The following is a 26,707-nucleotide window of genomic DNA, read 5'->3' on the forward strand; positions in this document are numbered from 1 at the left end:
CACGGCAACAGGCACACGCCTCAGAAACAAGGAGCCTCCCTCGACATGAGCGTCGAAGGAGGGGTTCGGACATGCAGAGAGCTTGCTCATTCGAGAGCGATGAATTTGCTGGGGTACCTGGACTCGAACCAAGAACAACTGAACCAGAATCAGCCGTGTTGCCAATTACACCATACCCCAGAGGGTGACGACCGAAGTCGTACCGAGGGTCAAGCTTAGCCCACACACAGGCGGTGTCCAAACCAGCCGGATCCCGCATTGCCCGCCGGGCGGCGCCCCGGCGACACTGAGCGCATGACCGCCGTCCGCTCCACCACCGTCGTGGGCGCCACCACCCTCCTGCTCCTGCTGACCGGGTACGCGGCATCCGGCTCACCCGCCTCGACGACGGGCGACGTGAGCGCGTCGGCCGCGCACGACGCCCCCGCGGCGCCGGCAGGCGGCGACGCGTTCGGGTGCACCGACGCGATGATCTCGTTCATGGATGCCAACGGCTACGCCGATCCGACCCTGGCCGACCCTGCCGGCTTCACCTTCCCCGAGGCGGGTGCTCCCCCGACGGTTCCCGCGTGCTACGTGGTGGACGACTTCGGAGGGACCGCGCGCAAGGGCGCGATCTTCGTCGGCGACGCGGATGCCGCGATCGCCGCCATCGGATCGACGCTCTCGGCCGCGGGCTACCAGCAGAACTCCGGCTACGGGGCCTACATCTGGTGGCTGGACGGCGAAGACCCGAGCTCTGCCCGGTACGCGGTGGGCGCCGGCCCGCAGCAGATCGACGGGGAGGACGTGATCTGGGCCACCTGGCCGTCGGACTGATTCCGCGCGTCGCGGCGTATTCATAGCTCGCGCTTGCGAGACATCGGGCGCAGCGGTCCTAGCGTGACCGTCGTGACCGTTCTCTCCGCGTCGGCGCCGTCGACGCCGTTCTCCTCCACGCGCGCCCGAACCGGTGTGCGCCGGCGCCTCGGCACGCCCTGGCACTGGTCTCTGCTCGGCATCGGCCTGGTCGCGCTGGTGCTCACCGCGTGGGGTGTCGGCGGGTCGATGTCGGACTACTACGCCTCCATCGCGCTGTCGATGAGCCGAAGCTGGCCCGACTTCTTCTTCGGGTCGTTCGATCCCGCCGGCACGGTCACCCTCGACAAGATCCCGGGCTCGTTCTGGATCCCGGCCCTCGTCGTGCGCGTGTTCGGGTTCTCCCCCGCCGCCGTGATTCTGCCCAATGCGCTGGCGGCCGCCGCGGCGGCGGTCATCACGGCGATCACGGCGCGGCGGTGGGCGGGACGGACCGCGGGCGTCATTGCAGGCGCCGTCGTCGCGACGACTCCCATCCTCGTCGCCGTCGCTCGCTCGAACCAGCCCGAGACCTTCTTCGTCCTGGCGTTGGCACTGACCGCGTGGGCCGCGACCCACGCCCTCCGACGAGCCCACCTCGGCTGGCTCCTGCTCTCCGGCCTGTTCATCGCTGCCGCCTTCCAGACCTACATGCTCGAGGCGTGGGCGGTGTGGCCCGGCCTCGCGGCGGCCTACCTCTGCACCCGCCAGCCGTGGTGGCGCCGGGTCTGGCACGTCGCCGTCGCCGGCGTGGTCAGCCTGCCGGCCTCCCTCGTCTGGATCGTGGTGGTCGCGCTGGTCCCGGCATCCGACCGCCCCTATATCGGCAGCACCCTGTCGAACAACCCGTGGGAGATGGTGTTCGGGTACAACGGCCTGGGCCGGTTCGGCGCGAGCACGGCCGACACGGAGGCGTACCGCTCGTTCACTCCCCCGTTCTCCGGCGAGCCGTCGGTCGTGCGGCTGCTCAACGGGGCGCTCGCCGACCAGATCGGGTGGATGATCCCGACCGCGATCCTCGCCGTCGTGGTGCTCGCCGTGCTGCGCTTCCGCACGCCGCTGCTCGTCTTCGGGGCGGTCTGGTTCGGCACTTTCGCCGTGATGTTCTCCGTGGTGGCGGGGATGCACCAGTTCTACACGGCGTCGCTGGCCATCCCGATGGCACTGCTCATCGGTGCGGGATTCGCCTGGGCGCGTCGACGCCGTGCGCTGTGGGCGCAGATCGCTCTGCCGGCCGTCGCGGCCGTCACCGCGGTGCTGATCGCCGTGGCCGTCGCGGCCGATCGCGGCGCCGCGTTCTCGCTGCCGGTCGCGATCGTGCAGGTGGTCGTGCTGGGACTCGCCGTCGTGCTCCTCGTGATCGAGCACCGGCGGGCCCGGCCCCTGCCTCTGACGGCCGCGGTCGCCGTCATCGCGATGCTGCTGACCCCGGCGGCCTGGTCCGTCGTGACCATGTGGTCGCCCAACTCGACCAACCCCACGGCAGCCGGCGTCGCCGCGACGTCCGGGATCGGCGGCATGGGCGGCTTCGCGCGCGGTGGGATGGGGGGTCCCGGACAGGCGGCGGGCGCACCCGGCCCCGGGCCTCTCGGCTCCGCCCGGCCCGGAACGTTTCGCAGCGACGGCTCGACGCGCACCGACGCGGGCGGATCCACGGTCCGCCGCGGCGCGGGCAGCGGTGTCGCCGGCGGGGGGACGACGGGCGGCGGGGGGACGAGCCGGGCCACCGCGGCGACGGTGGCCTGGCTCACCGAGCATCAGCAGGGCACCGCGTACCTCGCGGCCGCGTTCGGCGCCCAGAGCGCCGCCGGCTTCATCCTCGCGTCAGACGGCGGATCGTTCCTTCCGATCGGCGGCTTCAACGAGCGCGATCCTGCCCCGACCCTCGCCACGTTCCAGCGCCTCGTGGCCGACGGTGAGCTGCGCTACGTGATCGCAGGATCGAGCGGCGGCTTCGGCGGCGCGGGATTCGGCGGCACGGATGCCGCGTCCACCGCCGCCGGGCAGATCCGCACGTGGGTGCTCGACAACTGCACCGAGGTCACCGACGCGCCGGTCTCCGGGCTGTACTCGTGCGGCGCGTGAGCGCGTCGGCGATCAGCCGACCCGCTGGACGAGCGCGTCGAGGCGGCGGATCGACTCGGCCTTGCCGAGCAGTTCCAGCGACTCGAACAGGGGCGGCGACACACGCCTGCCGCTCGCGGCGACGCGCAGCGGACCGTACGCGACGCGCGGCTTGAGTCCCAGACCCTCGATCAGCGCCTGAGACAGCGCGTCCTGCACCGCCGCGGCCGTGAACCCGTGCTCCGGCACCAGCTCGAGCGCGCCGACGGATGCCACGAGCACCTCCCCCGCATTGGCGGGAAGGCCCTTCAGCGCGTCGTCGTCATACTCCACCTCGTCGCGGAACAGGAATCCCAGCAGGCCCGGCGCTTCACCCAGCAGCTGCATCCGCTCCTGCACGAGCGGGGCCGCGGCATCCAGCGTCGCCTGCTGCGCCGGCGTCGGCGGGGTCTCGACCAGACCTGCGGCCTGCAGATAGGGCACCAGGCGGCCTGCGAAGTCCTCGGCATCCAGCATGCGGATGTGGTCGCCGTTGATCGACTCGGCCTTCTTCTGGTCGAAGCGTGCCGGGTTGGGGTTGACGTCGACGATGTCGAAGGCGGCCACGAACTCCTCGAGGGAGAACACGTCACGGTCGGCGGCGATCGACCAGCCGAGAAGAGCGAGGTAGTTCAGCAGTCCCTCGTGGATGAAGCCGCGCTCGCGGTGCAGGAACAGGTCGGCCTGCGGGTCGCGCTTGGAGAGCTTCTTGTTGCCGGTCTCGCCGAGGACCAGCGGCATGTGACCGAATCGCGGCATGAAATCGGTGACGCCGGCCTCGATGAGAGCGCCGTAGAGCGCGAGCTGGCGGGCGGTCGAGGGCATGAGGTCCTCACCGCGGATGACGTGCGTGATGCCCATCAGCGCATCGTCGACCGGGTTGGTGAACGTGTACAGGGCCTGACCGCCCGCGCGCACGACGACGAAGTCGGGGAACGATCCGGCGGGGAAGGTGACCTCGCCGCGGATCAGATCGACATAGGTGAGGTCCTGGTCCGGCACGCGCAGACGCCACGCGGGCTCGCGTCCCTCCGCGCGGAACGCGGCCTTCTGCTCGTCGGTGAGGTCACGGTCGAAGTTGTCGTACCCGAGCTGCTTCGCGCGACCCGCGGCCTCGTTGCGGGCGTCGATCTCCTCTGCCGTGGAGTAGGACTCGTACACCGCACCGGACGCGATGAGCGTCTGCAGCACGCCCGCGTAGATGTCGCGCCGCTGAGACTGGCGGTACGGCTCGTGCGGGCCGCCCTTCTCCACGCCCTCGTCCCAGTCGATCTTGAGCCAGGTGAGCGCGTCGACGAGCTGACGGTAGCTCTCCTCGCTGTCGCGCGCGGCATCGGTGTCTTCGACGCGGAAGATCAGCTTGCCGCCGGTGTGGCGCGCGTACGCCCAGTTGTAGAGCGCGGTGCGGACCATGCCGACGTGCGGAAGACCCGTCGGCGAGGGGCAGAACCGCACGCGGACGTCGGTTCCGGAGGCGGTGGTGGTACGGGGATGGATCGCGGCAGACATCCGTCTCAGTCTAGTTGCCGCCCTCCCCCGTCCTGCGGCTCGCGGCTCGGCGATCGGCCGGACGCCGGGTCGGTCATGCCCTCTCGGCGCTGTCGGAGACCCGGCGGTGCAGCGCGCTCACCTGCTCCATCAAGACATCGAGCACGGCCCGCACCGAGGGCACGCGCTCGGCATCGCGTGCGGTCACGACGTGCAGGCCACGTGCCTCGGATGCCGGCAGGGGCGCGGTGACGACGCCGGGCAGCACCGGGAACGACGCGACGGCCATCCGCGGAAGAGTCGCGACCCCGATCCCCTGGGCGACCAGTCCCTCCACCGCCACGGCGTTGTCGGTCTCGAAGCCGATGCGCGGCTCGAATCCCGCGCGGCCGCAGAGCTCCAGCAGGTGACCGCGGCATCGCGGGCATCCGGCGATCCACGTCGCCGCGGCGAGGTCGGCCAGGTCGGACACGGCGCCGTGCCCCTCCGGCAGCACCAGCAGCAGCTCGTCGCGACCCGCGCTGCGCACCGAGAGGCCGCGGGCGCTCGTCCCATGCGGATCGTCGCGGTCGCCGGGATAGCTGAAGGTCAGTGCGATGTCAGCGCGGTCCTCGCGGATCGCCTCGACCGCTTCGGGCGGCTCCGCCTCGACATACGTCAGTGACAGGCCCGGATGCGCGACCGCGAGCGCCGCGATCAGGCGCGGCACGAGCACCGGCGACGCCGACGGGAAGGCGACCAGCCGGACGACGCCGGTGCGCAGGCCCCGCAGTTGGGCGAGCTCTTCCGCCGCGGCATCGAACGCATGCGTGACGGCGGGGGCGTGGCGGGCGAGCACCCGGCCCGCCTCCGTCAGCCGCACGCCCCGCCCGACCCGTTCCACGATCGCGACGCCCAGCCGCGCCTCGAGCCGGCGCAGCTGCTGGCTGATCGCCGGCTGGCTGTACCCGAGGGCGGCGGCCGCGGCGGTGATCGAACCGGTGTCGGCGATCGCCCGCACGGTGCGGAGCACCTGGACGTCGAGGTCGGGCGCGTCTGGCGTCATAGATACATAATGGCACGGCATGCTTTTCATGCATCACTTGCCGTAGACGCATGCGTGGTGCGGCGTCACGCTGGAACCATGAGCATCGTCGACCTCGAGTCTCTCGCGGACCTGCGCGCACAGTTCCCCTCGGCCGCCGGCTACCTCGCCGCGTGCACGGTCGGGCTGCCCATGAACGCCACCCGTCGCGCGGTCACCGCCGACCTCTGCGGCACGCCCGACATCGCCGCCTACAGCCGTGCCGTCGAGGCCTCTCGAGCGCATCTGGCCAACCTGGTGGGCGTCACCGCCGACCGCGTCGCGATCGGTTCGCAGACCTCGGTCCAGGTCGCGCTCCTCGCCGCCGCACTGCCCGACGGCGCGGACGTGCTCGTCCCCGAGGACGAGTTCTCGTCTCTCGTGCTCCCCTTCGTGCACGCGGGCCGCGGCATCCGCGTGCGCACCGCGCCGCTGTCACGACTCGCTGACGCGATCACCGCCGACACCGACCTCGTCGCCTTCTCGCTCGTGCAGTCCGCGTGCGGGCACGTCGCCGACCTCGACGCGATCTGCGACGCGGCCGCCGCGGCCGGTGCGAGGACGGTGTGCGACGCGACGCAGGCCGTCGGCTGGATGCCGGTGGATGCCGGGCGCGTCGACGCCCTGCTCTGCCACGCGTACAAGTGGCTCTGCTGCCCGCGGGGCGTCGCCTTCCTGGTGCTGAGCGAGGATTACGCGCGGACGCTGACGCCCGTCCAGGCGGGCTGGTATGCGGGAGACGACCCGTGGGCCTCCTGCTACGGCGGCGGCGCCGACCTCGCCGCGTGCGCGCGACGCTTCGACGTGTCGCCCGCGTGGCAGGCCTTCGTCGGAGCCGAGCCCGCGCTGCGCTCCTTCGCCGCGGCGGACATGCAGGCGGTGCATGCCCACACGACGGGCCTGGCCGCCCGCTTCCGCGCCGCGGTGGGAATCGAGGAGCCCGAGACCGCGACCGCGATCGTCACCTGGCTCGATCCCGACGGCGCGGACCTGGCGCGCCTCCAGTACGCCGGCATCACGGCATCCGGCCGCAACGGTCGCGCGCGCGTCGCGTTCCACGTCTTCAACGACGCCGACGACGTCGAGCGCGCCGTCGCCGCCCTCGGCCGCTGACCCTCGCGCGGGTGCATTCTCGCCCCGGCGCGCGCGGTGGGCGTGCCGTACTCAGTCTGCGCGCCCGCACCGAACCCCTGCACCCGCGGAATCACGCGGGCGTCGAGGCTCGCCGGCGCCGGCGAGACTGAATACGGCACGCCAGCTGGATGACCTGGCACGGGAATCGGCGTCGGCGTCGGCGGACCGGTGCGCGTCGCGCGCGCTGCGCTGGGCGTGCGCACGACGCCGATTCCGCGGAGATGTCGGGATCAGAGGACCGATCCGTCTCAGATCGTCCTCCGTATCCGCGATCTCCTCGGCATCCGCCCCGTGCACCCCGGCACCCCGGCACCCCGGCGGGTCAGGCGCGCCTCGCGTAGGGCGAGAGCACCGTGACCGCGGCGACGACGACGAGGGCGACCAGCGCGAGACCGCCGTAGCCGATCTGGCTGAGCACCACACCCGCGAGAACCGCACCCACGGCAGCGCTGAAGGTCATGATCGTGTCGCTGAGCCCCTGCCGTCGCGGCCGGAGAGCCGTCAGCGAGCTCTCGGTCAGCAGCGCCGCCCCCGACACGGTCGCCGCGCTCCACCCGGCGCCGAGCAGGAACAGCGCGACCAGCACGGCCCACTGCGAGTCGGGGGCCACGGCGGCCAGCACGAGGGCGGCGGCGAGCAGCGCCTGTCCGAGGAGGATCGTCGCGATGCGGCCCCACCGGTCGGCGAGCACGCCGAACAGCGGCGACAGTCCGTACATCCCGAACACGTGCAGCGCGATGGTGGTGCCCACGACGACGGTGACGTGATCCGGCGCGAGGTGAGCGAGGTGGATCGGCGTCATCGCCATGACGGATGCCATCACGACGTGCGAGCCGGCGACGGCGAAGACGGCGTAACGTGCCGCGACCGGACGATCGACCTCGACGATGCGCTCCCGGCGGGCCTCGCCGCTGCGGGCCAGACGTTGCGCGAGCACGAGCGGATCGGGCCGCAGGGCCACGACGTACAGCACGAACGCGGCGAGCTGAGCGACGATCGAGAACGCGTACGAACCGGTCAGCGGCGGCATCCCGAGTGCGGAGCCCACCGCCTCCCCGGGCGTCAGCAGCAGCGGCCCGAGAACGCCTCCCACCGTGGTGGCCCACACGACCGTGCCCAGGTCCCGTCCGCGTCGTTCGGCGGGCGCGAGGTCGGTCGCGGCGAATCGCGACTGCAGGTTGCCCGCGTTGCCGGCGCCGATCAGGATGACGCCCACGATCAGCAGCGGGAAGCTCCGCACCGCGGCGGCCGTGATGACCACCGCGATGCCGACGAGCGCGAAGAGGTTGCCGAGGGTGAGGGCGACCCGGCGTCCGCGTCGCGCGGCGAGACGCGCGAGCGGGATGGCGCAGAAGGAGGCACCGAGCGTGACGGATGCCGTGGCGAGCCCCGACAGCGCCTCCTGCCCGGACAGATCCGCCGCCAGCAGGGCGCCGAGCGACACCGTGGCACCGAAGGCGATGCCGCCCAGCACCTGGCCCGCCGCGAGCACGCCGACCGTTCGCCGCTGCACACGGCCGACGGTCGCGGCATCCAGCTCCGGCTCGACGGTCACGCGTTTCGCGCGGTGTTGCGGAGTGTCCCCAGTCCGGTGATCTCGACCTCGACGCTCTGACCGGCCTCGAACGGCCCGATGCCCGCGGGCGTGCCCGTGAGGATCACGTCGCCGGGAAGGAGCGTGAACGCCGCCGACGCGTAGGCGATGATGTCCGGCACGGAATGCACCATGTCGGAGATCGGACCGTCCTGGCGGACCTCCCCGTCGACCCGGGTGACGATGCGGGCACCGCCGTCCAGGTCGAACTCTGTCTCGATCGCGGGCCCCAGCGGGCAGAACGTGTCGAAGCCCTTGGCGCGCGCCCACTGGCCGTCGGACTTCTGCAGGTCACGGGCCGTGACGTCGTTGCCGATCGTGTAGCCGAACACGTAGTCGAGCGCAGCGGATGCCGGGACGTTCTTCGCCACCCGGCCGATCACGACGGCCAGCTCGCCCTCGAAGTCGGTGCGCTGCGACTGCGGCGGGCGCACGATGGCGTCTCCGGGACCGATGACCGCCGTGTTGGGCTTGAGGAACAGCAGCGGCGCCTCGGGGGCCTCGCCGCCCATCTCCGCGGCGTGGTCGCGATAGTTCTTGCCCACGCACACGATCTTCGACCGCGGGATCACCGGCGCGAGCAGCGCCGCCTCGCCGAGCGGCACACGCTCACCGGTGGTGTCGAAGCCGGCGAACAGCGGATCGCCCGCGAGGACGACGAGCTCGGCGCCGTCGACGATGCCGAAACGGATCGCGTCGTGATGGCTGAAGCGGACGATCCTCACTCCGCCGGCTCCGCAGCGGTCGTGGGCTCATCCAGCCGGAGCAGCCAGCCGTGGGTGTCTTCGCGCCGCCCGTACTGGATGTCGGTGAGTTCCTCGCGCAGCGACAGTGCGAGCGGTCCGAGGGGCTGCTCGTCGACGAAGTCGCGTCCCTTCAGCACGCCGATCGGCGCGACGACCGCGGCGGTTCCGCACGCGAACACCTCGACGATGTCACCCGAGGCCACACCGGAGCGCCACTCCTCGATCGACACGGCGCGTCCCTCGATCTTGTGGCCGCGGTCGGCCGCGAGCTGCAGGATCGAGTCGCGCGTGATCCCCTCGAGGATCGAGTCGGACTGGGGAGTGACGATCGTGCCGTCCTTGTAGACGAACACGACGTTCATGCCGCCCAGCTCCTCGACGTTGCGATCCTGGTCGAGGAAGACGACCTGGTCGCAGCCCTGCTCGTACGCCTCGGCCTGCGGGAGCAGGCTCGCGGCGTAGTTGCCGCCGGTCTTGGCGGCGCCGGTGCCGCCCTTGCCGGCGCGGGCGTAGTCCTCGCTGAGCCAGATCGACACCGGCTTCGCGCCGCCCTTGAAGTAGGCGCCCACCGGGGAGGCGATCACGTAGTAGCCGACCTTGTTGGCCGGGCGCACGCCCAGGAACGCCTCCTTGGCGAACATGAACGGGCGCAGGTACAGGCTCTGGTCCGCGCCCGAGGGCACCCAGGCGCCGTCGACCGCGATGAGCGCCTTCAGCGACTCGACGAAGTACTCCACCGGCAGCTCGGGCAGCGCGAGGCGGCGGGCGCTGCGCTGCAGACGACGACCGTTCTGGTCGGGACGGAAGGTCCACACCGAACCGTCGGCGTGGCGGTAGGCCTTGATGCCCTCGAAGATCTCCTGGCCGTAGTGCAGCACGGCGGCGGCGGGGTCGAGCGACAGCGGCCCGTAGGGCTGCACGCGGGGGCGGTGCCAACCGCCGCGCACCGACCAGCAGATGTCGACCATGTGGTCGGTGAAGGTGGTGCCGAAGGCCGGGTCGGCGAGCAGCTGCTCGCGCTCGGCGGCGGATTTCGCCGCCAGGTTGCGGGTGACCGCGAACTCCAGGGGGGCGAGTCCGGCATCGGTTTCGTAGGTGAGGCTCATGTCTAGTCCTGAGGGTGTGAGCGGTCGGCGTACGTGCGGCGGTTCCAGGCTACGCCTGGACAGCGGCGGCGATGGCGTCGCCGACCTGGGCGGTGGTGCGGGGCTGCGATCCCCGGGCGGCGATGTCCGCTTCGACGGCGCGGGTGACGCGCGCGGCTTCGTCGGCCAGTCCGAGGTGATCGAGCATGAGAGCGACGGAGAGGATCGCGGCCGTGGGGTCGGCCTTCTGCTGTCCCGCGATGTCCGGCGCCGAGCCGTGCACGGGCTCGAACATCGAGGGGAACGCGCCGTCGGGGTTGATGTTCCCCGAAGCGGCGAGGCCGATGCCTCCGGTGACGGCGCCGGCCAAGTCGGTGAGGATGTCGCCGAAGAGGTTGTCGGTGACGATCACGTCGAAGCGGCCCGGGTTCGTGACCAGATAGATGGTGGCCGCGTCGATGTGCACATAGTCTACGGTCACGTCGGGGTGCTCGGAGGCCACGGCATCCACGATCCGCTTCCACATCCCGCCCGCGTGCACCAGGACGTTGGTCTTGTGCACGAGCGTCACCTTCTTGCGGCGACGCTCGGCCTGCGCGAACGCGTAGCGCACGACGCGCTCGATGCCGAAGGCCGTGTTGACCGACGTCTCGTTGGCGACTTCGTGCGGGGTGCCCGTGCGGATCGACCCGCCGTTGCCGACATAGGGCCCCTCGGTGCCTTCGCGGACGACCACGAAGTCGATCGCGCCGGGGTCGGCCAGCGGGCCGGGCGCTCCCGGGTAGAGCTTCGAGGGGCGGAGGTTCACGTAGTGATCGAGCGAGAAGCGCAGCTTCAGCAGCAGCCCGCGCTCGATGTTCGCGTCTTTCAGCCGCGGGTCTCCCGGCACGCCGCCGACGGCACCCAGCAGGATGGCGTCGTGCGCGGCGATCGCGGCCAGGTCGTCGTCGGTGAGCGTGTCGCCGGTCTCGAGGTAACGCGCCGCGCCGAGCGAGAACCGTGTCTTGTCGAAGGTCACGTCGGATGCCGCGGTCACGGCATCCAGCACCTTCTCCGCCTCGCCGACGACCTCCGGACCGATGCCGTCACCCGGGATGACGGCGAGCTTGATGACACGCGACATGGAACTCCTCGAAACTGCTCGAAACTGCCCGAACCGTCGACGCGCGGCATTGTCGGCGTCGTCGTCCGGGAGGACGGCTCAGTGCTCGACGTGCGCGCTGCGGGACCCCTTCAGCGTAGTGGCCGCGATGACCGCCGCGATGGCGACGAGCACCGCGCCGATGACGGCGGTGATGCCGACGCCGGCATCGAAGGCGTGCGCCGCGGCGCTGCGCAGGGCCTCGGCGGTCGGGGTGTCGAGCGTGCCCGCGACCGTCATCGCGCCGGCGAGCGTCTCGCGCGCGGCATCCGCGGCCGCCCCCTCGACTCCCGCGGGCAGGACGATCCCGCTGCGGTAGGCCGCGGTCAGGATGCCGCCGAGCACGGCCGTGCCGAGCACGGCGCCCAGCTCGTAGGCCGTCTCGGAGACGGCGCTGGCGGCACCCGCCTTCGCCGGGGGCGCGCTCGCGAGGATCAGCTCGTTGGAGACCGTCTCGGCCGCTCCGATGCCGATGCCGAGCAGCACGAACGCGGCCACGAGCAGCGGCAGCGCGCCGTCGCCCACGGCGCCCGGGACGAGCAGGTACGCCACCACCGAGAACGTCAGCGCGATCGGCACGACCACGCGCGCCGAGACGCGACGCGCGATCGGGACGACCAGGAGCCCGGCGACGATCATGGCCGCCATTCCGGGGACCAGCGCGAAGCCGGCCTCCATCGGCGACAGCCCGACGATCAGCTGCAGGTGCTGTGCGACGAAGTACAGGAAGCCCACCAGCGACACCACGCTCAGGAGGTTGACCAGCAGCGCACCGCTGAACGTGCCGCGCGAGAACAGGCGCATGTCGAGCATGGGCTGCGTCGAGCCGAGCTGGCGACGCACGAACAGTACGCCGAACGCTACGCCGGCGACGGTCAGCACCACCGGCAGCACGCCGAACCCGTGGACGGCGACCTCCTTGATGGCGTAGACGATCGGCACCATCGTCAGCATCGACAGGGCGATGCTCACGGGATCGATGCGTCCCGGGTGCGGGTCGCGGCTCTCGGGCACCAGCAGCGGTGCGAACACCAGCAGCGGCACGAGCACCGGCACCGACATGAGGAAGACCGAGCCCCACGCGAAGTGCTCCAGCAGGATGCCGCCGACGATCGGACCGAGCGCCGCGCCGGCGGAGAACATCGACGCCCATACCGCGATGGCCATGCGGCGCTGGTCGCGGTCGGTGAAGATGCTGCGCAGCAGCGACAGGGTCGACGGCATCAGCATCGCGCCGAAGACACCCATGCCCGCGCGTGCGGCGATGAGCCAGGCGGCGCTGGGGGCGAACGCGGCGAGCACCGAGACGGCCGCGAACCCGGTCGCGCCGATGAGCAGCATCCGCCGTCGGCCGAACCTGTCGCCGAGGGTTCCCATCGTCACGAGCAGGCCCGCGAGCACGAGGGGGTAGGCGTCGATGATCCAGAGCTGCTGCGCGCTGGAGGGGTTGAGGCTCAGGGCGATGTCGGGCAGCGCGAAGCTCAGCACCGTGTTGTCCACGGACACGAGCAGCACGGGCAGCATCAGCACGACGAGCGCGAGCCAGCCGCGCCATCCGACGCGCTTGCCGTTCGCCTCGGCCAGGGTGATCTCTTCTGTCAAAGTCATGATTTCTTTACCGTCCAGCCGGTATAGTAACAGAGATGGAGATCACGCGCTGGATAGCATCGAGACCATGAGTCGCCCTCCCCTGGCCCGCGAGAAGGTGCTGGACGCCTTCGAGGCGATCCTCGTGGACGACGGTGAACGCGCGGCGACGATGGATGCCACGGCCCGCTCAGCGGGCGTCTCGAAGGGCGGCCTGCTCTACCACTTCGCCTCGAAGGAACTGCTCGAGGCCGGCCTGATCGAACGCCTCCGCGCGCTCGTGGAGGACGACGTGGCGGCGATGTCGAGCTACCCGGGCGGCCCCATCGCCCACTACCTGCGGTCGTCGGTGATGTCCAACGACCCGATCGACCGCGCCATCCTCGCCGCCTCGCGCCTGGCGCAGGGCGGGAACACGCAGGCCGCGGAAGCGCTGCGCGAGGTGCGGGAGAAGTGGGCGGACGCCCTGCGCCCGTACGCCCCCGACGGCGCCGCGCTGGATCTGGTCATGCTCGTCGGCGACGGCCTGTACTTCAACAACGCCCTGTCGGGCGGCTCGATCCCCGGGCCGGTCCCCCGCGGCGACGCGCTCGACGCGCTCGTCGCCCTGGTCGAGCGCGCGGTCCGCTGACCCGGGGGCACCGCGTCTCGACTCGTCGCTGCGCTCCGCGCTCGACGACCGGGAAGAGGCGGCTCCCCCGGTCGTCGAGCGAGCGCCGCGAGTCGAAACGCCCTGCGGGCCTCAGGCCTCGCTGATCTCCAGCTGGCGGAACAGGTCGGCGCCGATCGCTGCACGCGTGTCGTCCAGGATCGCGTCGGGCACGGGCTGGTCGACGGTAAGCACCGAGAGGGCGCGACCCGAGGCATCCGGCTGCGCGACGAACAGGCCCGCGATGTTGATGCCGGCCTCCCCGAGCTTCTGTCCGTAGATCGCGACGATGCCGGGACGGTCGGCGTAGCGCATCACGAGGTGGTGCTTCTCGATCGGCACCTCGATCTCGTAGCCGTTGATGCCGACGATCTTCGGCACCATGCGCGTGCCGGCCAGGGTGCCGGCGACCGTCAGCACGGATCCGTCGGACAGCGTGCCGCGCAGGATCGTGATGTTGCGGTACAGGGGGCTGTCGGCCTCGACGATCAGGCGGGTCTCGATGCCGCGCTGCTCGGCGAACAGCGGCGCGTTGACGTACGACACGTTCTCGCTGACGATCTTGGTGAAGATGCCCTTGAGCGCCGCCAGGCGGTAGACGCTCACGTCGTAGGCGGCGAGCTCACCGCGCACCTCGATGTCGAGGCTCGTGAGCGCGCTCGTCGCGAGGCCCGAGAAGACCTGCCCGAGCTGCTCGACGAGCGCGATGCCGGGACGCACGAACGGATCGATCACGCCACCGGCGACGTTGACGGCGTCGGGCACGAGGTCGCCCTCGAGGGCGAGCTTGACGGAGCGGGCGACCGAGATGCCGGCCTTCTCCTGCGCCTCGTCCGTCGAGGCCCCCAGGTGCGGGGTGACGACCACGTTCGGCAGCGACAGCAGCGGGAACGCGGTGCCCTCGGGCGCGGGGGGCTCGCTCGTGAAGACGTCGAGACCGGCCCCGGCGATCTCACCGGTGGTGAGGGCCGTGTACAGCGCCTCCTCGTCGATCAGTCCGCCGCGGGCGACGTTGACCACGTAGGCGGTCGGCTTCATCCGCGCGAACTGCTCGGCACCGATCATGCCGGTCGTCTCCGGCGTCTTGGGCATGTGGATCGTGATGAAGTCGCTCTGCTCGAGCAGGTCGTCGAGGCTCAGCAGGCTCACTCCGAGCTGCTGGGCGCGCGTGGGGGTGACATACGGGTCGTACGCGACGACCGTCACACCGAACGCCTGCAGCCGGGCCGCGATGAGCGCCCCGATGCGGCCGAGGCCGATGATGCCCACCGTCTTCTCGAACAGCTCGGTGCCGGTGAACGAGCTGCGCTTCCATGCGCCCGCCGCGAGCGACGCGTGCGCGGCCGGGATGTGGCGCGCCAGGCTCAGGATGTGCCCGACGGTCAGCTCCGCCGCGGAGATGATGTTCGAGGTCGGCGCGTTGACGACCATGACGCCGGCGGCCGTCGCCGCCTTGATGTCGACGTTGTCGAGGCCCACGCCCGCACGCGCCACGACCTTGAGCACGGGAGCGGCGGCGATGGCCTCGGCATCCACCTTCGTCGCCGAACGGATCAGGATCGCGTGCGCCTCGGCGATCGCCGACAGCAGCGCCGGGCGGTCGGTGCCGTCGACCTGACGGACGTCGAAGTCCGGCCCGAGGGCGTCGATCGTGGCGGGTGAGAGTTCTTCGGCGATGAGGACGACGGGCTTGGACACAGCGGCAGGACCTTTGCGAAGGATGGGATCGGTGGAAGGATGCCAGCCTACCGGTCGTGCCGCCCTGCCCCCGACCGTGTGACGGCCGGGAAAACCCGGCTCTCAGCCGATCATCGACGTGCCGGAGGGCCCGACGCTGTAGGTCAGGATGTTCAACCAGAACACCGCGACGACGCACAGCCCGGTGACGAGCACGAGCGAGAACTGCCACCACGGACGCCGCCAGCCCACGGCGAAGGCGACGCCGAACGCGACGAGCGGGAAGACCACCGACAGCAGCAGGACGAACCAGCCGTAGCCGTTGAGGGGCTGTGCGCCGGATGCCGCCTGGACGAGGAAGTCCACGGCGTTCCAGACGAAGTACGCGTAGAAGAGCCCGAAGAGCACCGAGATCGTCACGATCAGCCACGTCGGCAGCGCGCGCCGCTTCCCTGCGGCCACGGGGGTCGTCGCGGAGGACGTGTCCGGGGTCATCGTCCCACCGCCCCGACCAGGATGAAGGGCCACGGCACGAGGAGCGCGAGTCCGCCGAGCAGGAGCAGCACGCGGACCCAGGCCTTGGCGAGCCGGGTGAGCACGAACACCGTCAGGAACCACAGCGCGGGCGCCGCGACGGCGAGCCAGAACGCGACCGTGTACCCGACGGGGCTGACCAGGAACTGGGCGGTGCCCTGCAGCCGCAGTCCGCCGATGATCCAGCCGATCGTGAAGAGGAGGTAGGCGCCGGCGAGGATGCCGACCGTCACCAGCATCGCGTTCGACAGCTGTGCGGGCTCGTCGGGCATGGTGACCGTGCCGTCGGGCTCGATGCGGCCGACCTCCGCGCTCCCCTTCCCCACCGCCGTGTAGCCGTCGGGGAGGGCGAGGGGCTCCGCCGCGGGCTCATCGTCCTCGATCGGCGCGCCGTCCGCGACCGCCGTGTCGGCGCCGGGCCGGTGGCCGACATCGAGCGTGGGGTCGTCGTCGCCGTCCCAGCTGAGGGCGTCGTCGTCGCGTGGTGTGCTCACGCTTCGAGCGTAGCGCCGACCGCGGCCACCGCCGCCGCCACGACCGCCGCGTCGGTGACGTCGTGGCCGCTCGTGCCGCCGCCGGGCCCGGCGGGCGTGTCGCGGCCGGCGACGGCTCGCGCCGACAGATGCACGGCGTCGACGCCGGTCGCCACGATGGCCGGGATGTCGGGCACGCGGATGCCGCCGCCGGCCATGATCTCCACGCCCGCCCCGAGTGCGACGAAGCGGCGCAGCGCGCCGACCCCGTCGATGGAACGGTCGGCCCCGCCCGAGGTGAGAACCCGGTCGACGCCCAGCTCGGCGAGGCGTTCGAGCACCGCGAGCGGATCCGCGGACGCGTCGATCGCCCGGTGGAAGACGAGCGTGAGGTCGCCGGCGGCCTCACGCCAGCGGCGCAGCGCCTCCGCGTCGACCGCGCCGGCGGCCGTCAGCGCACCGACGACGACGCCCCCGGCGCCCGCACGCGCGACCGCGGCGATGTCGGCGGCGACCAGGGCGACCTCGTCGGCGTCGTAGACGAACCCGCCGCCCCGAGGGCGCACCAGCACATTGACCTGCTCTCCCCCGACGGCGGCCACCGCAGCCTCGACGAGTCCGATCGAGGGTGTCAGGCCGCCGACGCCCAGCGCCTGGCACAGCTCGAGACGGGAGGCTCCGGCATCCATCGCGGCGCGGGAGCCCGCGGCATCCTGCACGGCGATCTCGACGGCGACGGTCATGACCGCCACGCTAGCAAAGGCGAAGGCCCGACCCCCTTGTGAGGGGGCCGGGCCCGTGTGGCTTTCGCAAGCCTGCTCGGCGGGTGTGCCGAGGGTCTGGACGGGATCAGCGCGCGGCGGATCCCTCGGTGTAGTCGGCGTCCTGCTGCTTCCACGCGAACAGGGCACGCAGATCCTTGCCGACGGCCTCGATCGGGTGGGCGGCGGCCTTCGCGCGCAGCTCCTGGAACTCGGGCGCACCGGCGTCCTGGTCGCCGATGAAGCGCTCCGCGAACGCCCCGGACTGGATGTCGGCGAGCACGCCCTGCATGTTCTCCTTGACGCGCGGGTCGATGACACGCGGGCCGGAGACGTAGTCGCCGTACTCGGCCGTGTCGGAGACCGACCAGCGCTGCTTGGCGATGCCGCCCTCCCACATGAGGTCGACGATGAGCTTCAGCTCGTGCAGCACCTCGAAGTAGGCGATCTGCGGCTGGTAACCGGCCTCGGTCAGCGTCTCGAAGCCGTACTGGACGAGCTGCGAGACACCGCCGCACAGCACCGCCTGCTCGCCGAAGAGGTCGGTCTCGGTCTCCTCGGTGAAGGTCGTCTTGATGACGCCGGCACGTGTGCCGCCGATGGCCTTCGCGTACGACAGCGCGGTCTCCCAGGCGTGACCCGACGCGTCGCGCTCGACGGCGATGATGTCGGGGATGCCGCGACCGGCGACGAACTCGCGACGCACCGTGTGTCCCGGCGCCTTCGGGGCGACGAGGATGACGTCGACGCCCTCGGGCGCGTCGATGTAGCCGAAGCGGATGTTGAAGCCGTGGGCGAAGGCGAGCGTCTTGCCGGCGGCGAGGTTCGGCTGGATGCTGTCGCGGTAGATGCCGCGCTGGTGCTGGTCGGGCGCGAGGATCATGATCAGGTCGGCCCAGGCCGCCGCGTCGGCGACGCTCTTGACCTCGAAGCCGTCCTCCTGCGCCTTCGCGATGGACTTCGAGCCGTCCTTGAGCGCGATGACGACCTCGACGCCCGAGTCGCGGAGGTTCTGCGCGTGCGCGTGACCCTGCGAGCCGTAGCCGACGATCGCGACCTTCTTGCTCTGGATGATGGACAGGTCGGCGTCGGAGTCGTAGAAGATCTCAGCCATGGTGTGTTTCTCCTTGGTTTCTTTCCGGTCGTTGAGCGGGCGCAGCGCGTCGAGACGCCCGCGAGAGGTTCAGCCGCGCAGGACGCGTTCGGTGATGGACTTGCCGCCGCGGCCGATCGCGAGCAGACCCGACTGGGCGAGCTCCTTGATGCCGAACGGCTCGAGTGCGCGCAGGATCGCGTCGATCTTGCCGCGATCGCCGGTCACCTCGACGACCAGCGCATCGGTCGCGTAGTCGACGACCGAGGCGCGGAAGAGGTTCACGACCTCGATCACGTTGGAGCGCGTCTGGTTGTCGGCGCGCACCTTGATGAGCATGTGCTCGCGCTGCACGGATGCCGCGGGCTCCAGCTCGACGATCTTGATGACGTTGATCAGCTTGTTGAGCTGCTTGGTCACCTGCTCCAGCGGCAGCTCCTCGACGTCGACGACGACCGTGATGCGGGACAGGCCCGGCACCTCGGTGACGCCCACCGCGAGGGACTCGATGTTGAACCCACGACGGGCGAACAGCCCCGCGACGCGGGTCAGCAGGCCCGGCTTGTTCTCCACCAGGAGGCTCAGGACATGACGGCTCATCTCAGTCCTCCTGATCGAAGCTCGGGGCGTGGTCGCGCGCGTACTGGATGTAGCTGTTGCTGACGCCCTGCGGCACCATCGGCCACACCATCGCGTCGGCGGAGACGACGAAGTCGATCACGACCGGGCGGTCGTTGGTCTCCAGCGCCGTCTGGATGGCGGCATCCACGTCTTCCTCCTTCTCCACGCGGATCGCGAGGCACCCGTAGGCCTCCGCGAGCTTCACGAAGTCGGGGATGCGGATGCTGCCGTGGCCCGTGTTGAGGTTGGTGTTGGAGTAGCGGCCGTCGTAGAACAGCGTCTGCCACTGGCGCACCATGCCGAGGCTCGAGTTGTTGATGATCGCGACCTTGATCGGGATGTTGTTGATCGCGCAGGTGGCGAGCTCCTGATTGGTCATCTGGAAGCAGCCGTCGCCGTCGATCGCCCACACGACGCGGTCGGGTTCGGCGACCTTGGCCCCCATTGCGGCGGGGACGGAGTACCCCATCGTGCCGGCGCCACCGGAGTTGAGCCACGCGTTGGGCCGCTCGTACGTGATGAACTGCGCGGCCCACATCTGGTGCTGGCCCACGCCCGCCGCGTAGACGCCCTCGGGGCCGGTGAGCGCGCCGATGCGGGAGATCACGTACTGCGGCGACATCAGTCCGTCGCTCGGCTGCGTGTAGCCGAGGGGGAACTCGTCGCGCAGGCCGTCGAGGTACGACCACCACTCGGCGATGTCGGGCTTCTGCCCCTCCGCCGCGCCGCGGAACGCCGCGTCGAGGTCGACGAGCACGTCGCGCACGTCGCCGACGATCGGCACGTCGGCCGTGCGGATCTTCGAGATCTCGGCGGGATCGATGTCGACGTGCACGACCTGCGCGTTCGGGGCGAACAGCGCCGCCTTGCCGGTGACGCGGTCGTCGAAGCGGGCGCCGAGCGCCACGATGAGGTCGGACTCCTGCAGGGCCAGCACCGCCGGCACCGTGCCGTGCATGCCCGGCATCCCCAGGTGCTGCGGGTGCGAGTCGGGGAACGCGCCGCGCGCCATGAGCGTCGTCACGACCGGGGCGCCGGTCGTCTCGGCGAGGGTGCGCAGCTCGGCGGCAGCCCCGGCGCGGACCACGCCGCCGCCGACGTACAGCACCGGCTTGCGCGCGGTGACGAGGAGCTGGGCCGCAGCCTGGATCTGCTTGCCGTGGGCCTTCGTGACGGGGCGGTAACCGGGCAGCTCGATCTTCGGCGGCCACACGAACGGCGCCTCGGCCTGCTGCGCATCCTTGGTGATGTCCACCAGCACGGGGCCCGGACGGCCCGTCGAGGCGATCTCGAAGGCGGCCGCGATGGCGCCGGGGATCTCCGACGCCTCCTTCACGAGGAAGGAGTGCTTCGTGATCGGCATCGTGATGCCGACGATGTCGGCCTCCTGGAACGCGTCGGTGCCCATCAGGGTCGAGAACACCTGGCCGGTGATCGCGACGATCGGCATCGAGTCCATGTAGGCGTCGGCGATCGCGGTCACCAGGTTGGTGGCGCCCGGACCGCTCGTCGCGATGGCGACGCCGACCTTGCCGGATGCCGCGGCGTAGCCCTCGGCGGCGTGGCCGGCGCCCTGCTCGTGGCGCACGAGGATGTGGCGCAGCGCCGTCGAGTCCATCAGGGGGTCGTAGACGGGGAGGATCGCGCCGCCGGGCAGGCCGAAGACGTCGGTCACTCCGAGGAGCTCGAGCGAGCGGACGACGGCCTGGGCGCCGGTCAGCACCGGTGCGGAGGATCCTCGGGCGGGTGGTCGCGGCACGGCCGCGGTGTCGAGAGACATAGTGGTACCTCGGGTGTCGGATGCGTGTGAGGGCGGCTTCCCGCCCTGGAGTCTCGGCCTCAGCCGGTCGTCGCGCCCTCCGCTGCGGAGCGCACGAGTTTCGAGTACTTGGCCAGAACGCCACGGGTGTAGCGCGGGGGAAGCGGCTCCCAGCCGTCACGGCGGGAGTTCAGCTCTGCGTCGTCGACGAGTAGGTCGAGAGTGCGAGCCGCGATATCGACCCGTATCAGATCACCATCGCGCACGAAGGCGATAGGACCTGCGTCCACCGCTTCGGGTGCTATGTGGCCGATGCACAGGCCGGTTGTGCCGCCTGAGAATCTGCCGTCCGTCAAGAGTAGTACATCTTTTCCGAGCCCCGCGCCCTTGATGGCCGCGGTGATAGCGAGCATCTCCCGCATGCCGGGGCCGCCCTTGGGACCCTCGTAGCGGATGACGATGACGCTGCCGGCCTCGATCTCGCCGGCTTCCAGGGCATCCATCGCGCCGCGCTCGCGCTCGAACACGCGCGCCGGGCCCTCGAACACCGACGCGTCGAAGCCGGCGGTCTTCACGACGGCGCCCTCGGGGGCGAGGGTGCCGTGCAGGATCGTCAGGCCGCCGGTCGCGTGGATCGGGTCGTCGAACGTGTGGATGACGGTGCCGTCGATGGGGTCGGGGTCGAGCTCGCGGAGGTTCTCGGCGAGCGTCTTTCCGGTGACCGTGAGGGCGTCGCCGTGCAGCAGGCCCTCGTCGAGCATGGCCTTCATGATGACGGGGATGCCGCCGTGGCGGTCGACGTCGTTCATGACGTACTTCCCGAACGGCTTCATGTCGGCCACGTGCGGCACCCGGTCACCGATGCGGTTGAAGTCGTGCAGGCTGAGCTCCACCTCGGCCTCGCGCGCGATGGCCAGCAGGTGCAGCACGACGTTGGTCGAGCCGCCGAGCGCCATCGCGAGGGCGATCGCGTTCTCGAACGCCTCCTTCGTGAGGATGTCGCGGGTCGTGATGCCCTGGCGCAGGAGGTTGACGACGGCCTCGCCCGAGCGGTGCGCGTAGTAGTCGCGGCGACGGTCGGCGGACGGCGGGGCCGCCGAGCCCGGAAGGCTGAGACCGAGCGCTTCCGCCACCGAGGCCATCGTGTTGGCGGTGTACATGCCGCCGCAGGCGCCCTCGCCCGGGGCGATGGCGCACTCGATGCGCTTGAGGTCCGCTTCGCTCATCTTGCCCGCGAGGCAGGCGCCGACGGCCTCGAAGGAGTCGATGATCGTGACGTCCTTCTCCGTGCCGTCCGACAGCTTCACCCAGCCGGGGGCGATCGAGCCGGCGTAGAGGAAGACGCTCGACAGGTCGAGGCGAGCGGACGCCATGAGCATGCCCGGGATCGACTTGTCGCAGCCGGCGAGCAGCACGGTGCCGTCCAGACGCTCGGCCATGACGACGGTCTCGACCGAGTCGGCGATGACCTCGCGCGAGACGAGCGAGAAGTGCATGCCCTCGTGACCCATCGAGATGCCGTCCGAGACGGAGATGGTCCCGAACTGCAGGGGGTAGCCGCCGCCGGCGTGCACGCCCTCCTTGGCTCCCTGAGCGAGCCGGTCGAGGCTCAGGTTGCAGGGGGTGATCTCGTTCCAGCTGGAGGCGATTCCGATCTGGGGCTTGTCCCAGTCCTCGTCGCCCATGCCGACCGCACGGAGCATGCCGCGGGAGGTGGTCGCCTCGATGCCGTCCGTGACGACACGACTGCGGGGCTTGATGTCGATGGTGGGATCGCTGTCCGGCATCCTCGAAGTCTATTCCCGCGGGGTGTCGCGTTCGCGCGCGAGACCCGACAGCAGCGCCGCCAGTTCGGGGATGCCGTCGACACGCACCGTGGCGGCCGTCGCTCCCCCACCGACGCGCACGCCCACGTCGCCGGACTCGAGGCTGCGCAGGGCGTCCTCGTCGGTGACGTCGTCGCCGGCGAACAGCACGGCGGTCGCACCGGTGCGCTCTCGCAACCGCGCCACAGCGCCGTCCTTGCCCTCGGCGCGGAACGCGTACTCGAGGATGTCGTGGCCGTCGCGGCGGCGCCAGTCGGGCGCCTCGACGGCCATGAGCCCGGCGATCGCGTCGTGCGCCCGCGCCGCGCGGGCCGGATCGGCGACCAGCCGGGTGTGCAGCGCGAACCCGAACTGCTTCGGCTCGATCCATGCGCCCTCGGCCTGAGCGGCCAGCGCCTCGGCGCGGCGGCGCAGGTCGTCGCGGAGGGCGAGGAGCGCGGCATCCGCACCGTCGGCGTCGCGATCGTCGTCAGAGGCGGGCCAGTGCTCGGCGCCGTGGGATCCGGCGAGCAGCACCGGCGAGGCGTCGTCGTGCTCCGCGATGATGCGGAGGTCGTGCAGGGTGCGCCCCGAGACGAGGGCGACCGTCGTCGCGGGCGCGCGCACGAGAGCGTCGACCGCGGCGCGGGCGTCCGCGCTCATCCGCGCCGCCATCGGCTCGTCGATCAGCGGCGCGAGGGTGCCGTCGAAGTCGAGCGCCACCAGCAGACGCTCGGTCCGCGCGAGCGCGGCGACCGCCGGAGCGAGGCTCACGACCGTGCCTTCACGGCGTCGAGGTCGGTGAGGAAACGACGTGACCAGTCCGCGACGTCGTGATCCCGCACGCGGCGGCGGAGTCCTCGCATCCGCCGCGCCTGTTCGGCGGGCTGCATGTCGATCGCGGTCATGATCGCGTCCTTGAGGCCGTCGATGTCGTGGGGGTTGACCTTCACCGCCTGGGCGAGTTCGTCCGCCGCGCCGGTGAACTCGCTCAGCACGAGCACGCCGCGACTGTCGACCCGGCTGGCGACGTACTCCTTCGCGACGAGGTTCATCCCGTCGCGCAGCGCCGTGACGAGCATGACGTCGGCGGCCAGGTAGAGCGCGACCATCTCCTCGCGCGGATACGAGTGGTGCAGGTATCTGATCGCGGTGTGCCCCACCGTGTCGTAGTCGCCGTTGATGCGCCCGACGGTGAGCTCGATCTCGTCGCGCAGCTGCATGTAGGCGGCCACGCGCTCCCGGCTGGGGCTCGCCACCTGCACGAGCGTGACGTCCTCGACCTCCAGGCGGCCCTCCTCGAGAAGCTCGCCGTAGGCCTTCAGCCGGTGGCCGATGCCCTTGGTGTAGTCGAGGCGGTCGACGCCGAAGAGCACCGTCTGCGGATTGCCGAGGCTCTCCCGGATCTCCTTCGCGCGCGCCTGCACCTCGGGCCGGCGCGCGATCTCGTCGTACAGCTGCGCGTCGATGGAGATCGGGTACGCCTTCGCGACCGCGGTGCGCACCGAGCCGTCGTCGGCCACGATGCGGATGGTGCCGGACTTGGTCTCGAAGCCGAGCTGGCGACGGACCGCGTTCGTGAAGTTGCCGGCATCCTGCACCCGCTGGAAGCCGATGACATCGGCACCCAGCAGTCCTGACAGCACGTGTCTGCGCCACGGCAGCTGGGCGAACAGTCCGTATGCCGGGAACGGAATGTGGTGGAAGTAGCCGATCACGACGTCGGGGCGCAGCGCACGCAGCAGGCGCGGGACCAGCTGGAGCTGGTAGTCCTGCACCCACACGATGGCGCCCGGGGCGGCGACGGATGCCGCGGCCTCGGCGAACCGCTCGTTGACGCGGACGTAGGCCTCCCACCACTCGCGATGGTAGGCCGGCGGCGAGATGACGTCGTGGTACAGCGGCCAGATGGTGTCGTTGGAGAAGCCCTCGTAGTAGAGCTCGACGTCCTCATCGGTGAGGGTCACCGGGACCAGCTCCATGCCGTCGAGCTCGAACGGCTCGAGTTCCAGCCCCGCGGTCCCGGGCCACCCGACCCACGCACCCCCGGTCTGCTGCAGCACCGGCTCGAGCGCGGCGACGAGGCCTCCGGGCGAGCGCCGCCACCCGCCCTCGACGCTCGGGTCGTGGTCTACGGGCAAACGGTTCGACACGACGATCACGTCGGCCTTGGACTTCCGGTCGCTCACGCGGCTCCTCTCGGCAGGCGTGGGTCCAGGCTAACGTGGTCCCATGCGCAAGTACCTGTTCGGGACCGGGATCATCTCCGCCGTCACCAGCGGCCTCGCCCTGCTGCGCGGCCTCCGTGGCGACGTGCCCTTCACGTGGCGGCAGGCTCTCGCGTGGCTGAGTTGGGGCATCACGCTCGCGCTGTCGATCGGCACGATCGTCGACACGTACCGCGCCTCGCGCGGAAAGCTCGTGGCGACCGACTCGCCGCTGCGGGGCAGCGAGGAGAAGCTCCTCGCCAAGCGCCTCTCCCGCTGACGGCGGGCCCCCTCAGCGCGTCCGCGGCCGACGGATGCCGGGTCAGAGCGCGATCTGGTAGTGCACGAAGCCGGTGTCCTCGGCGACGCGGTCGTACAGGGTGCGCGCCGTCGCGTTGCCGCTCTGGGTGAGCCAGTAGACCTTCGCCGCCCCCTCGATCTGCGCGCGGTCGCGTACGTGGGCGATGAGCGCACGCCCGACGCCGCCGCCACGGACATCCGGCGAGACGAACAGGTCCTCGAGGTAGCAGTACGGACCAATGCTCCAGGTGGACGGGTGGAAGAGCCAGTGCACGAGGCCGACGGCACGTCCGTCGTCGTCGCGCGCGATCGCCCCGCGCAGCGCCCCGCCCTCCACGAGCCGGCTGAAGACGTCCGCGGTGACCTCGTCGGTCAGCTCACTCTCGTAGAACGTGAGGTAGCCGGCCCAGAGGGCGGCCCACTCGTCATGGTCGGCGGCGGTCAGCGCTGCGATGGTCACCATCCGGTGAGACTATCGCGACGACGCGCGCCGCCCGGCGTCGCGAGGCGATGTCCGGACGGCGCGCGACGTCCGCCTCAGTGGGCGAGCACCGGCTCGGATGCCGCGTCGGGCGCCGGGGCGCCGGCATCCCCCGCCGCAGCGGCGCCCTTGCGTCGGAAGGCCACCGCGGAGATGAGCGCACCGAGGCCGAATGCCCCCGCACCCCACCAGTACGCCGTCGCGTAGCTGTGGATGGCCGCGTCCGCGAGCACGTCCGGCGTCACGGGCGTGTGCGCGGCGACGAAGTCTGCCGCGGCGGTGGCGGCGAGGGTGTTCAGCAGTGCCGTGCCGATCGAGCCGCCCACCTGCTGCGAGGTGTTGACCATCGCGGAGGCGACGCCGGCGAACTCGCGGTCGACGCCGAGGGTGGCCGTCTGGATCGACGGCGGCATGATCGATCCCATACCGAGCCCCAGCAGCATCAGGGCCGGCAGCACGTTCGCGGCGTACACGCTGGAGCGATCCAGGAACGTGAGCAGCACCATGCCCGACATGGCCAGCAGCATGCCGATCGGAACCATCGTCTTCGGACCGAACCGCGGCAGGAAGATGTTCGTCGACAGCTGCGCGCTGAGCACCAGCATCGCGATCATCGGGAGGAACGACAGCCCGGTCTGGATCGGGGAGTAGCCGAGCGTGGTCTGGAGGTAGTAGGTCACGAACAGGAAGATCCCGAACATCCCCGCACCGGCGATGAGGATCGAGCTGTACGCGGCCGCCCGGTTGCGGTCGAGGACGATACGCAGAGGCAGCAGCGGATGCGCGGCCCGACGCTGCCACAGGACGAAGGCGACGAGCAGCACGCCCGACGCGGTGAGCATGCCCCACGTCAGCGGCGCATCCCAGCCGTCGGTCTCCGCGTGGGCGAACCCGTAGACCAGGGCGAAGAGGGCACTGGACACCAGCACCGTCCCGGGCACGTCGAGCTTCGGACGCGGGCCCGTCCGCGGGATCGTGTGCACGAAGAAGATCGCGCCGATCACGGCGACCACCGCGATGACGTCGTTGATGTAGAGGTTCCAGCGCCAGCTCAGGTCCTCCGTCAGGATGCCGCCGAGCAGGAGCCCGATGGCGCCGCCGGCGCCGGCGATCGCGCCGAAGACGCCGAAGGCGCGACCGCGCTCCTTGGGGTCGGTGAAGGTCGTGGTGAGCACCGCGAGCGCCGTCGGCGCCAGCAGCGCACCGAAGGCGCCCTGCAGCGCCCGGGCGAAGACGAGGAGTCCGAAGGTGTCGGCCATGCCGCCGAGGGCGGAGGCGAGCGCGAAGCCGAGCAGTCCGATGATGAAGGCGCGTTTGCGTCCGATGAGATCCGACAGTCGGCCCCCGAGCAGGAGCAGGGAGCCGAAGGCCAGGGAGTAGGCCGTGATGATCCACTGCCGGTCGCCGTCGGAGAACTGCAGGTCGGCCTGCGCGGCGGGCAGGGCGATGTTCACGACGGTCGCGTCGAGCACGACCATCAGCTGGGCCAGCGCGACGACGGCGAGCGTCAGCCAGCGCCGGCTGGAGTGCGCCGCCGCAGCGGCTTCGGGTGAGGATGAGGTCATGCGG

Annotated in this window: 24 protein-coding genes and 1 tRNA gene; 5 read left to right on the forward strand and 20 right to left on the reverse strand. The window is 71.0% G+C overall.

The annotated features are described in order from the left end of the window. Positions 1-108: 108 nt before the first annotated feature. Positions 109-180 (reverse strand) — tRNA-Gln (locus tag AC1Q49_RS02215). A gap of 114 nt (positions 181-294) precedes the next feature. Between AC1Q49_RS02215 and AC1Q49_RS02220 the strand changes: the two genes are divergently transcribed. Both AC1Q49_RS02220 and AC1Q49_RS02225 read left to right on the forward strand, forming a co-directional pair. After that, the gene (locus tag AC1Q49_RS02220; RefSeq protein ID WP_157831614.1) at positions 295-819 is read left to right on the forward strand and encodes a hypothetical protein; all 525 of its coding nucleotides are present in this window, start codon (positions 295-297) and stop codon (positions 817-819) included. A gap of 72 nt (positions 820-891) precedes the next feature. Then, complete coding sequence (locus AC1Q49_RS02225; protein ID WP_492490804.1) at positions 892-2,922, forward strand: ArnT family glycosyltransferase; 2,031 nt, start codon at positions 892-894, stop codon at positions 2,920-2,922. 12 nt (positions 2,923-2,934) lie between these two features. Here AC1Q49_RS02225 and gltX read toward each other — a convergent pair whose 3' ends face one another. Beyond that, positions 2,935-4,449, reverse strand: coding sequence for a glutamate--tRNA ligase (gene gltX / locus AC1Q49_RS02230; RefSeq protein ID WP_492490805.1), 1,515 nt, complete (start codon positions 4,447-4,449; stop codon positions 2,935-2,937). 73 nt (positions 4,450-4,522) lie between these two features. Continuing rightward, positions 4,523-5,473 carry a LysR family transcriptional regulator gene (locus AC1Q49_RS02235; protein ID WP_492490806.1) on the reverse strand — a complete coding sequence of 317 codons (951 nt, stop codon included), beginning with the start codon at positions 5,471-5,473 and terminating at the stop codon, positions 4,523-4,525. A 78-nt stretch (positions 5,474-5,551) separates the two neighbouring features. On the opposite strand from AC1Q49_RS02235, the gene AC1Q49_RS02240 reads away from it, so the two are divergent. After that, a complete protein-coding gene (locus AC1Q49_RS02240; protein WP_492490807.1) occupies positions 5,552-6,604 on the forward strand; it encodes an aminotransferase class V-fold PLP-dependent enzyme in 1,053 nt (350 codons plus the stop codon). Between the two features lie 343 nt (positions 6,605-6,947). Here the strand turns inward: AC1Q49_RS02240 and AC1Q49_RS02245 are convergent, their stop codons facing one another. The 5 genes from AC1Q49_RS02245 to AC1Q49_RS02265 all read right to left on the reverse strand — a co-directional run bounded on the left by AC1Q49_RS02245 (position 6,948) and on the right by AC1Q49_RS02265 (position 12,799). Then, entirely contained in the window at positions 6,948-8,162 is a 1,215-nt protein-coding gene (locus AC1Q49_RS02245) for an MFS transporter (RefSeq protein ID WP_492490837.1), read from the reverse strand. Between the two features lie 14 nt (positions 8,163-8,176). Beyond that, positions 8,177-8,944 carry a fumarylacetoacetate hydrolase family protein gene (locus AC1Q49_RS02250; protein WP_060958430.1) on the reverse strand — a complete coding sequence of 256 codons (768 nt, stop codon included), beginning with the start codon at positions 8,942-8,944 and terminating at the stop codon, positions 8,177-8,179. Then, on the reverse strand, positions 8,941-10,071 hold the full coding sequence (locus AC1Q49_RS02255) for a branched-chain amino acid aminotransferase (protein WP_492490808.1): 1,131 nt from the start codon (positions 10,069-10,071) through the stop codon (positions 8,941-8,943). Before AC1Q49_RS02255 ends, AC1Q49_RS02250 begins: the two co-directional genes overlap by 4 nt. 49 nt (positions 10,072-10,120) lie before the next feature. Further along, positions 10,121-11,173, reverse strand: a complete 1,053-nt coding sequence (locus tag AC1Q49_RS02260) for a 3-isopropylmalate dehydrogenase (protein ID WP_060958428.1) — start codon at positions 11,171-11,173, stop codon at positions 10,121-10,123. 78 nt (positions 11,174-11,251) lie between these two features. Beyond that, positions 11,252-12,799, reverse strand: a complete 1,548-nt coding sequence (locus AC1Q49_RS02265; RefSeq protein ID WP_061781816.1) for an MFS transporter — start codon at positions 12,797-12,799, stop codon at positions 11,252-11,254. A gap of 67 nt (positions 12,800-12,866) precedes the next feature. On the opposite strand from AC1Q49_RS02265, the gene AC1Q49_RS02270 reads away from it, so the two are divergent. Next, positions 12,867-13,409: a TetR/AcrR family transcriptional regulator gene (locus AC1Q49_RS02270; protein WP_060958426.1), complete on the forward strand. Its 543-nt coding sequence runs from the start codon at positions 12,867-12,869 to the stop codon at positions 13,407-13,409. A gap of 111 nt (positions 13,410-13,520) precedes the next feature. On the opposite strand, the gene serA is transcribed toward AC1Q49_RS02270, so the two are convergent. From serA to AC1Q49_RS02320, 10 genes are all read right to left on the reverse strand, one after another. Continuing rightward, complete coding sequence (gene serA / locus AC1Q49_RS02275) at positions 13,521-15,125, reverse strand: phosphoglycerate dehydrogenase (RefSeq protein WP_191008475.1); 1,605 nt, start codon at positions 15,123-15,125, stop codon at positions 13,521-13,523. 102 nt (positions 15,126-15,227) lie between these two features. Next, positions 15,228-15,599 carry a bacitracin resistance protein gene (locus tag AC1Q49_RS02280; RefSeq protein ID WP_492490809.1) on the reverse strand — a complete coding sequence of 124 codons (372 nt, stop codon included), beginning with the start codon at positions 15,597-15,599 and terminating at the stop codon, positions 15,228-15,230. Next, complete coding sequence (locus tag AC1Q49_RS02285) at positions 15,596-16,132, reverse strand: DNA polymerase III subunit gamma/tau (protein ID WP_492490810.1); 537 nt, start codon at positions 16,130-16,132, stop codon at positions 15,596-15,598. The genes AC1Q49_RS02280 and AC1Q49_RS02285 overlap by 4 nt, the downstream gene beginning before the upstream one ends. Beyond that, complete coding sequence (locus AC1Q49_RS02290) at positions 16,129-16,854, reverse strand: copper homeostasis protein CutC (protein ID WP_492490811.1); 726 nt, start codon at positions 16,852-16,854, stop codon at positions 16,129-16,131. The genes AC1Q49_RS02285 and AC1Q49_RS02290 overlap by 4 nt, the downstream gene beginning before the upstream one ends. Positions 16,855-16,960: 106 nt before the next feature. Continuing rightward, complete coding sequence (ilvC, locus tag AC1Q49_RS02295; protein WP_060958421.1) at positions 16,961-17,986, reverse strand: ketol-acid reductoisomerase; 1,026 nt, start codon at positions 17,984-17,986, stop codon at positions 16,961-16,963. A gap of 69 nt (positions 17,987-18,055) precedes the next feature. Further along, positions 18,056-18,565, reverse strand: a complete 510-nt coding sequence (gene ilvN, locus AC1Q49_RS02300) for an acetolactate synthase small subunit (protein ID WP_036290481.1) — start codon at positions 18,563-18,565, stop codon at positions 18,056-18,058. Position 18,566: 1 nt separating this feature from the next. Then, on the reverse strand, positions 18,567-20,366 hold the full coding sequence (locus AC1Q49_RS02305; RefSeq protein WP_060958420.1) for an acetolactate synthase large subunit: 1,800 nt from the start codon (positions 20,364-20,366) through the stop codon (positions 18,567-18,569). 59 nt (positions 20,367-20,425) lie between these two features. Further along, positions 20,426-22,132 carry a dihydroxy-acid dehydratase gene (gene ilvD, locus AC1Q49_RS02310; protein ID WP_060958419.1) on the reverse strand — a complete coding sequence of 569 codons (1,707 nt, stop codon included), beginning with the start codon at positions 22,130-22,132 and terminating at the stop codon, positions 20,426-20,428. A 9-nt stretch (positions 22,133-22,141) separates the two neighbouring features. Further along, positions 22,142-22,924 carry a trehalose-phosphatase gene (gene otsB / locus AC1Q49_RS02315; RefSeq protein WP_492490812.1) on the reverse strand — a complete coding sequence of 261 codons (783 nt, stop codon included), beginning with the start codon at positions 22,922-22,924 and terminating at the stop codon, positions 22,142-22,144. Beyond that, positions 22,921-24,339 carry an alpha,alpha-trehalose-phosphate synthase (UDP-forming) gene (locus tag AC1Q49_RS02320; RefSeq protein WP_060958417.1) on the reverse strand — a complete coding sequence of 473 codons (1,419 nt, stop codon included), beginning with the start codon at positions 24,337-24,339 and terminating at the stop codon, positions 22,921-22,923. Before AC1Q49_RS02320 ends, otsB begins: the two co-directional genes overlap by 4 nt. A 43-nt stretch (positions 24,340-24,382) precedes the next feature. On the opposite strand from AC1Q49_RS02320, the gene AC1Q49_RS02325 reads away from it, so the two are divergent. After that, positions 24,383-24,637 carry a hypothetical protein gene (locus AC1Q49_RS02325; protein WP_060958416.1) on the forward strand — a complete coding sequence of 85 codons (255 nt, stop codon included), beginning with the start codon at positions 24,383-24,385 and terminating at the stop codon, positions 24,635-24,637. Between the two features lie 42 nt (positions 24,638-24,679). Here AC1Q49_RS02325 and AC1Q49_RS02330 read toward each other — a convergent pair whose 3' ends face one another. Next, positions 24,680-25,120 (reverse strand): GNAT family N-acetyltransferase, encoded by a 441-nt coding sequence (locus AC1Q49_RS02330; RefSeq protein WP_492490813.1) that lies wholly within the window; start codon positions 25,118-25,120, stop codon positions 24,680-24,682. 74 nt (positions 25,121-25,194) lie between these two features. After that, the gene (locus tag AC1Q49_RS02335) at positions 25,195-26,703 is read right to left on the reverse strand and encodes an MFS transporter (RefSeq protein ID WP_492490814.1); all 1,509 of its coding nucleotides are present in this window, start codon (positions 26,701-26,703) and stop codon (positions 25,195-25,197) included. Positions 26,704-26,707: the final 4 nt, after the last annotated feature.

It is taken from the genome of Microbacterium sp. MPR-TSA4 (assembly GCF_058792815.1).

Bases quoted from the DNA above. Each gene is read 5' to 3' on its own strand.
- AC1Q49_RS02220 (WP_157831614.1), top strand. From the start codon at position 295: ATGACCGCCGTCCGCTCCACCACCGTCGTGGGCGCCACCACCCTCCTG.
- gltX (WP_492490805.1), bottom strand. From the start codon at position 4,449: ATGTCTGCCGCGATCCATCCCCGTACCACCACCGCCTCCGGAACCGAC.
- AC1Q49_RS02235 (WP_492490806.1), bottom strand. From the start codon at position 5,473: ATGACGCCAGACGCGCCCGACCTCGACGTCCAGGTGCTCCGCACCGTG.
- AC1Q49_RS02240 (WP_492490807.1), top strand. From the start codon at position 5,552: ATGAGCATCGTCGACCTCGAGTCTCTCGCGGACCTGCGCGCACAGTTC.
- AC1Q49_RS02255 (WP_492490808.1), bottom strand. From the start codon at position 10,071: ATGAGCCTCACCTACGAAACCGATGCCGGACTCGCCCCCCTGGAGTTC.
- AC1Q49_RS02260 (WP_060958428.1), bottom strand. From the start codon at position 11,173: ATGTCGCGTGTCATCAAGCTCGCCGTCATCCCGGGTGACGGCATCGGT.
- AC1Q49_RS02265 (WP_061781816.1), bottom strand. From the start codon at position 12,799: ATGACTTTGACAGAAGAGATCACCCTGGCCGAGGCGAACGGCAAGCGC.
- AC1Q49_RS02270 (WP_060958426.1), top strand. From the start codon at position 12,867: ATGAGTCGCCCTCCCCTGGCCCGCGAGAAGGTGCTGGACGCCTTCGAG.
- AC1Q49_RS02280 (WP_492490809.1), bottom strand. From the start codon at position 15,599: ATGACCCCGGACACGTCCTCCGCGACGACCCCCGTGGCCGCAGGGAAG.
- AC1Q49_RS02290 (WP_492490811.1), bottom strand. From the start codon at position 16,854: ATGACCGTCGCCGTCGAGATCGCCGTGCAGGATGCCGCGGGCTCCCGC.
- ilvC (WP_060958421.1), bottom strand. From the start codon at position 17,986: ATGGCTGAGATCTTCTACGACTCCGACGCCGACCTGTCCATCATCCAG.
- ilvN (WP_036290481.1), bottom strand. From the start codon at position 18,565: ATGAGCCGTCATGTCCTGAGCCTCCTGGTGGAGAACAAGCCGGGCCTG.
- AC1Q49_RS02305 (WP_060958420.1), bottom strand. From the start codon at position 20,366: ATGTCTCTCGACACCGCGGCCGTGCCGCGACCACCCGCCCGAGGATCC.
- ilvD (WP_060958419.1), bottom strand. From the start codon at position 22,132: ATGCCGGACAGCGATCCCACCATCGACATCAAGCCCCGCAGTCGTGTC.
- AC1Q49_RS02325 (WP_060958416.1), top strand. From the start codon at position 24,383: ATGCGCAAGTACCTGTTCGGGACCGGGATCATCTCCGCCGTCACCAGC.
- AC1Q49_RS02330 (WP_492490813.1), bottom strand. From the start codon at position 25,120: ATGGTGACCATCGCAGCGCTGACCGCCGCCGACCATGACGAGTGGGCC.
- AC1Q49_RS02335 (WP_492490814.1), bottom strand. From the start codon at position 26,703: ATGACCTCATCCTCACCCGAAGCCGCTGCGGCGGCGCACTCCAGCCGG.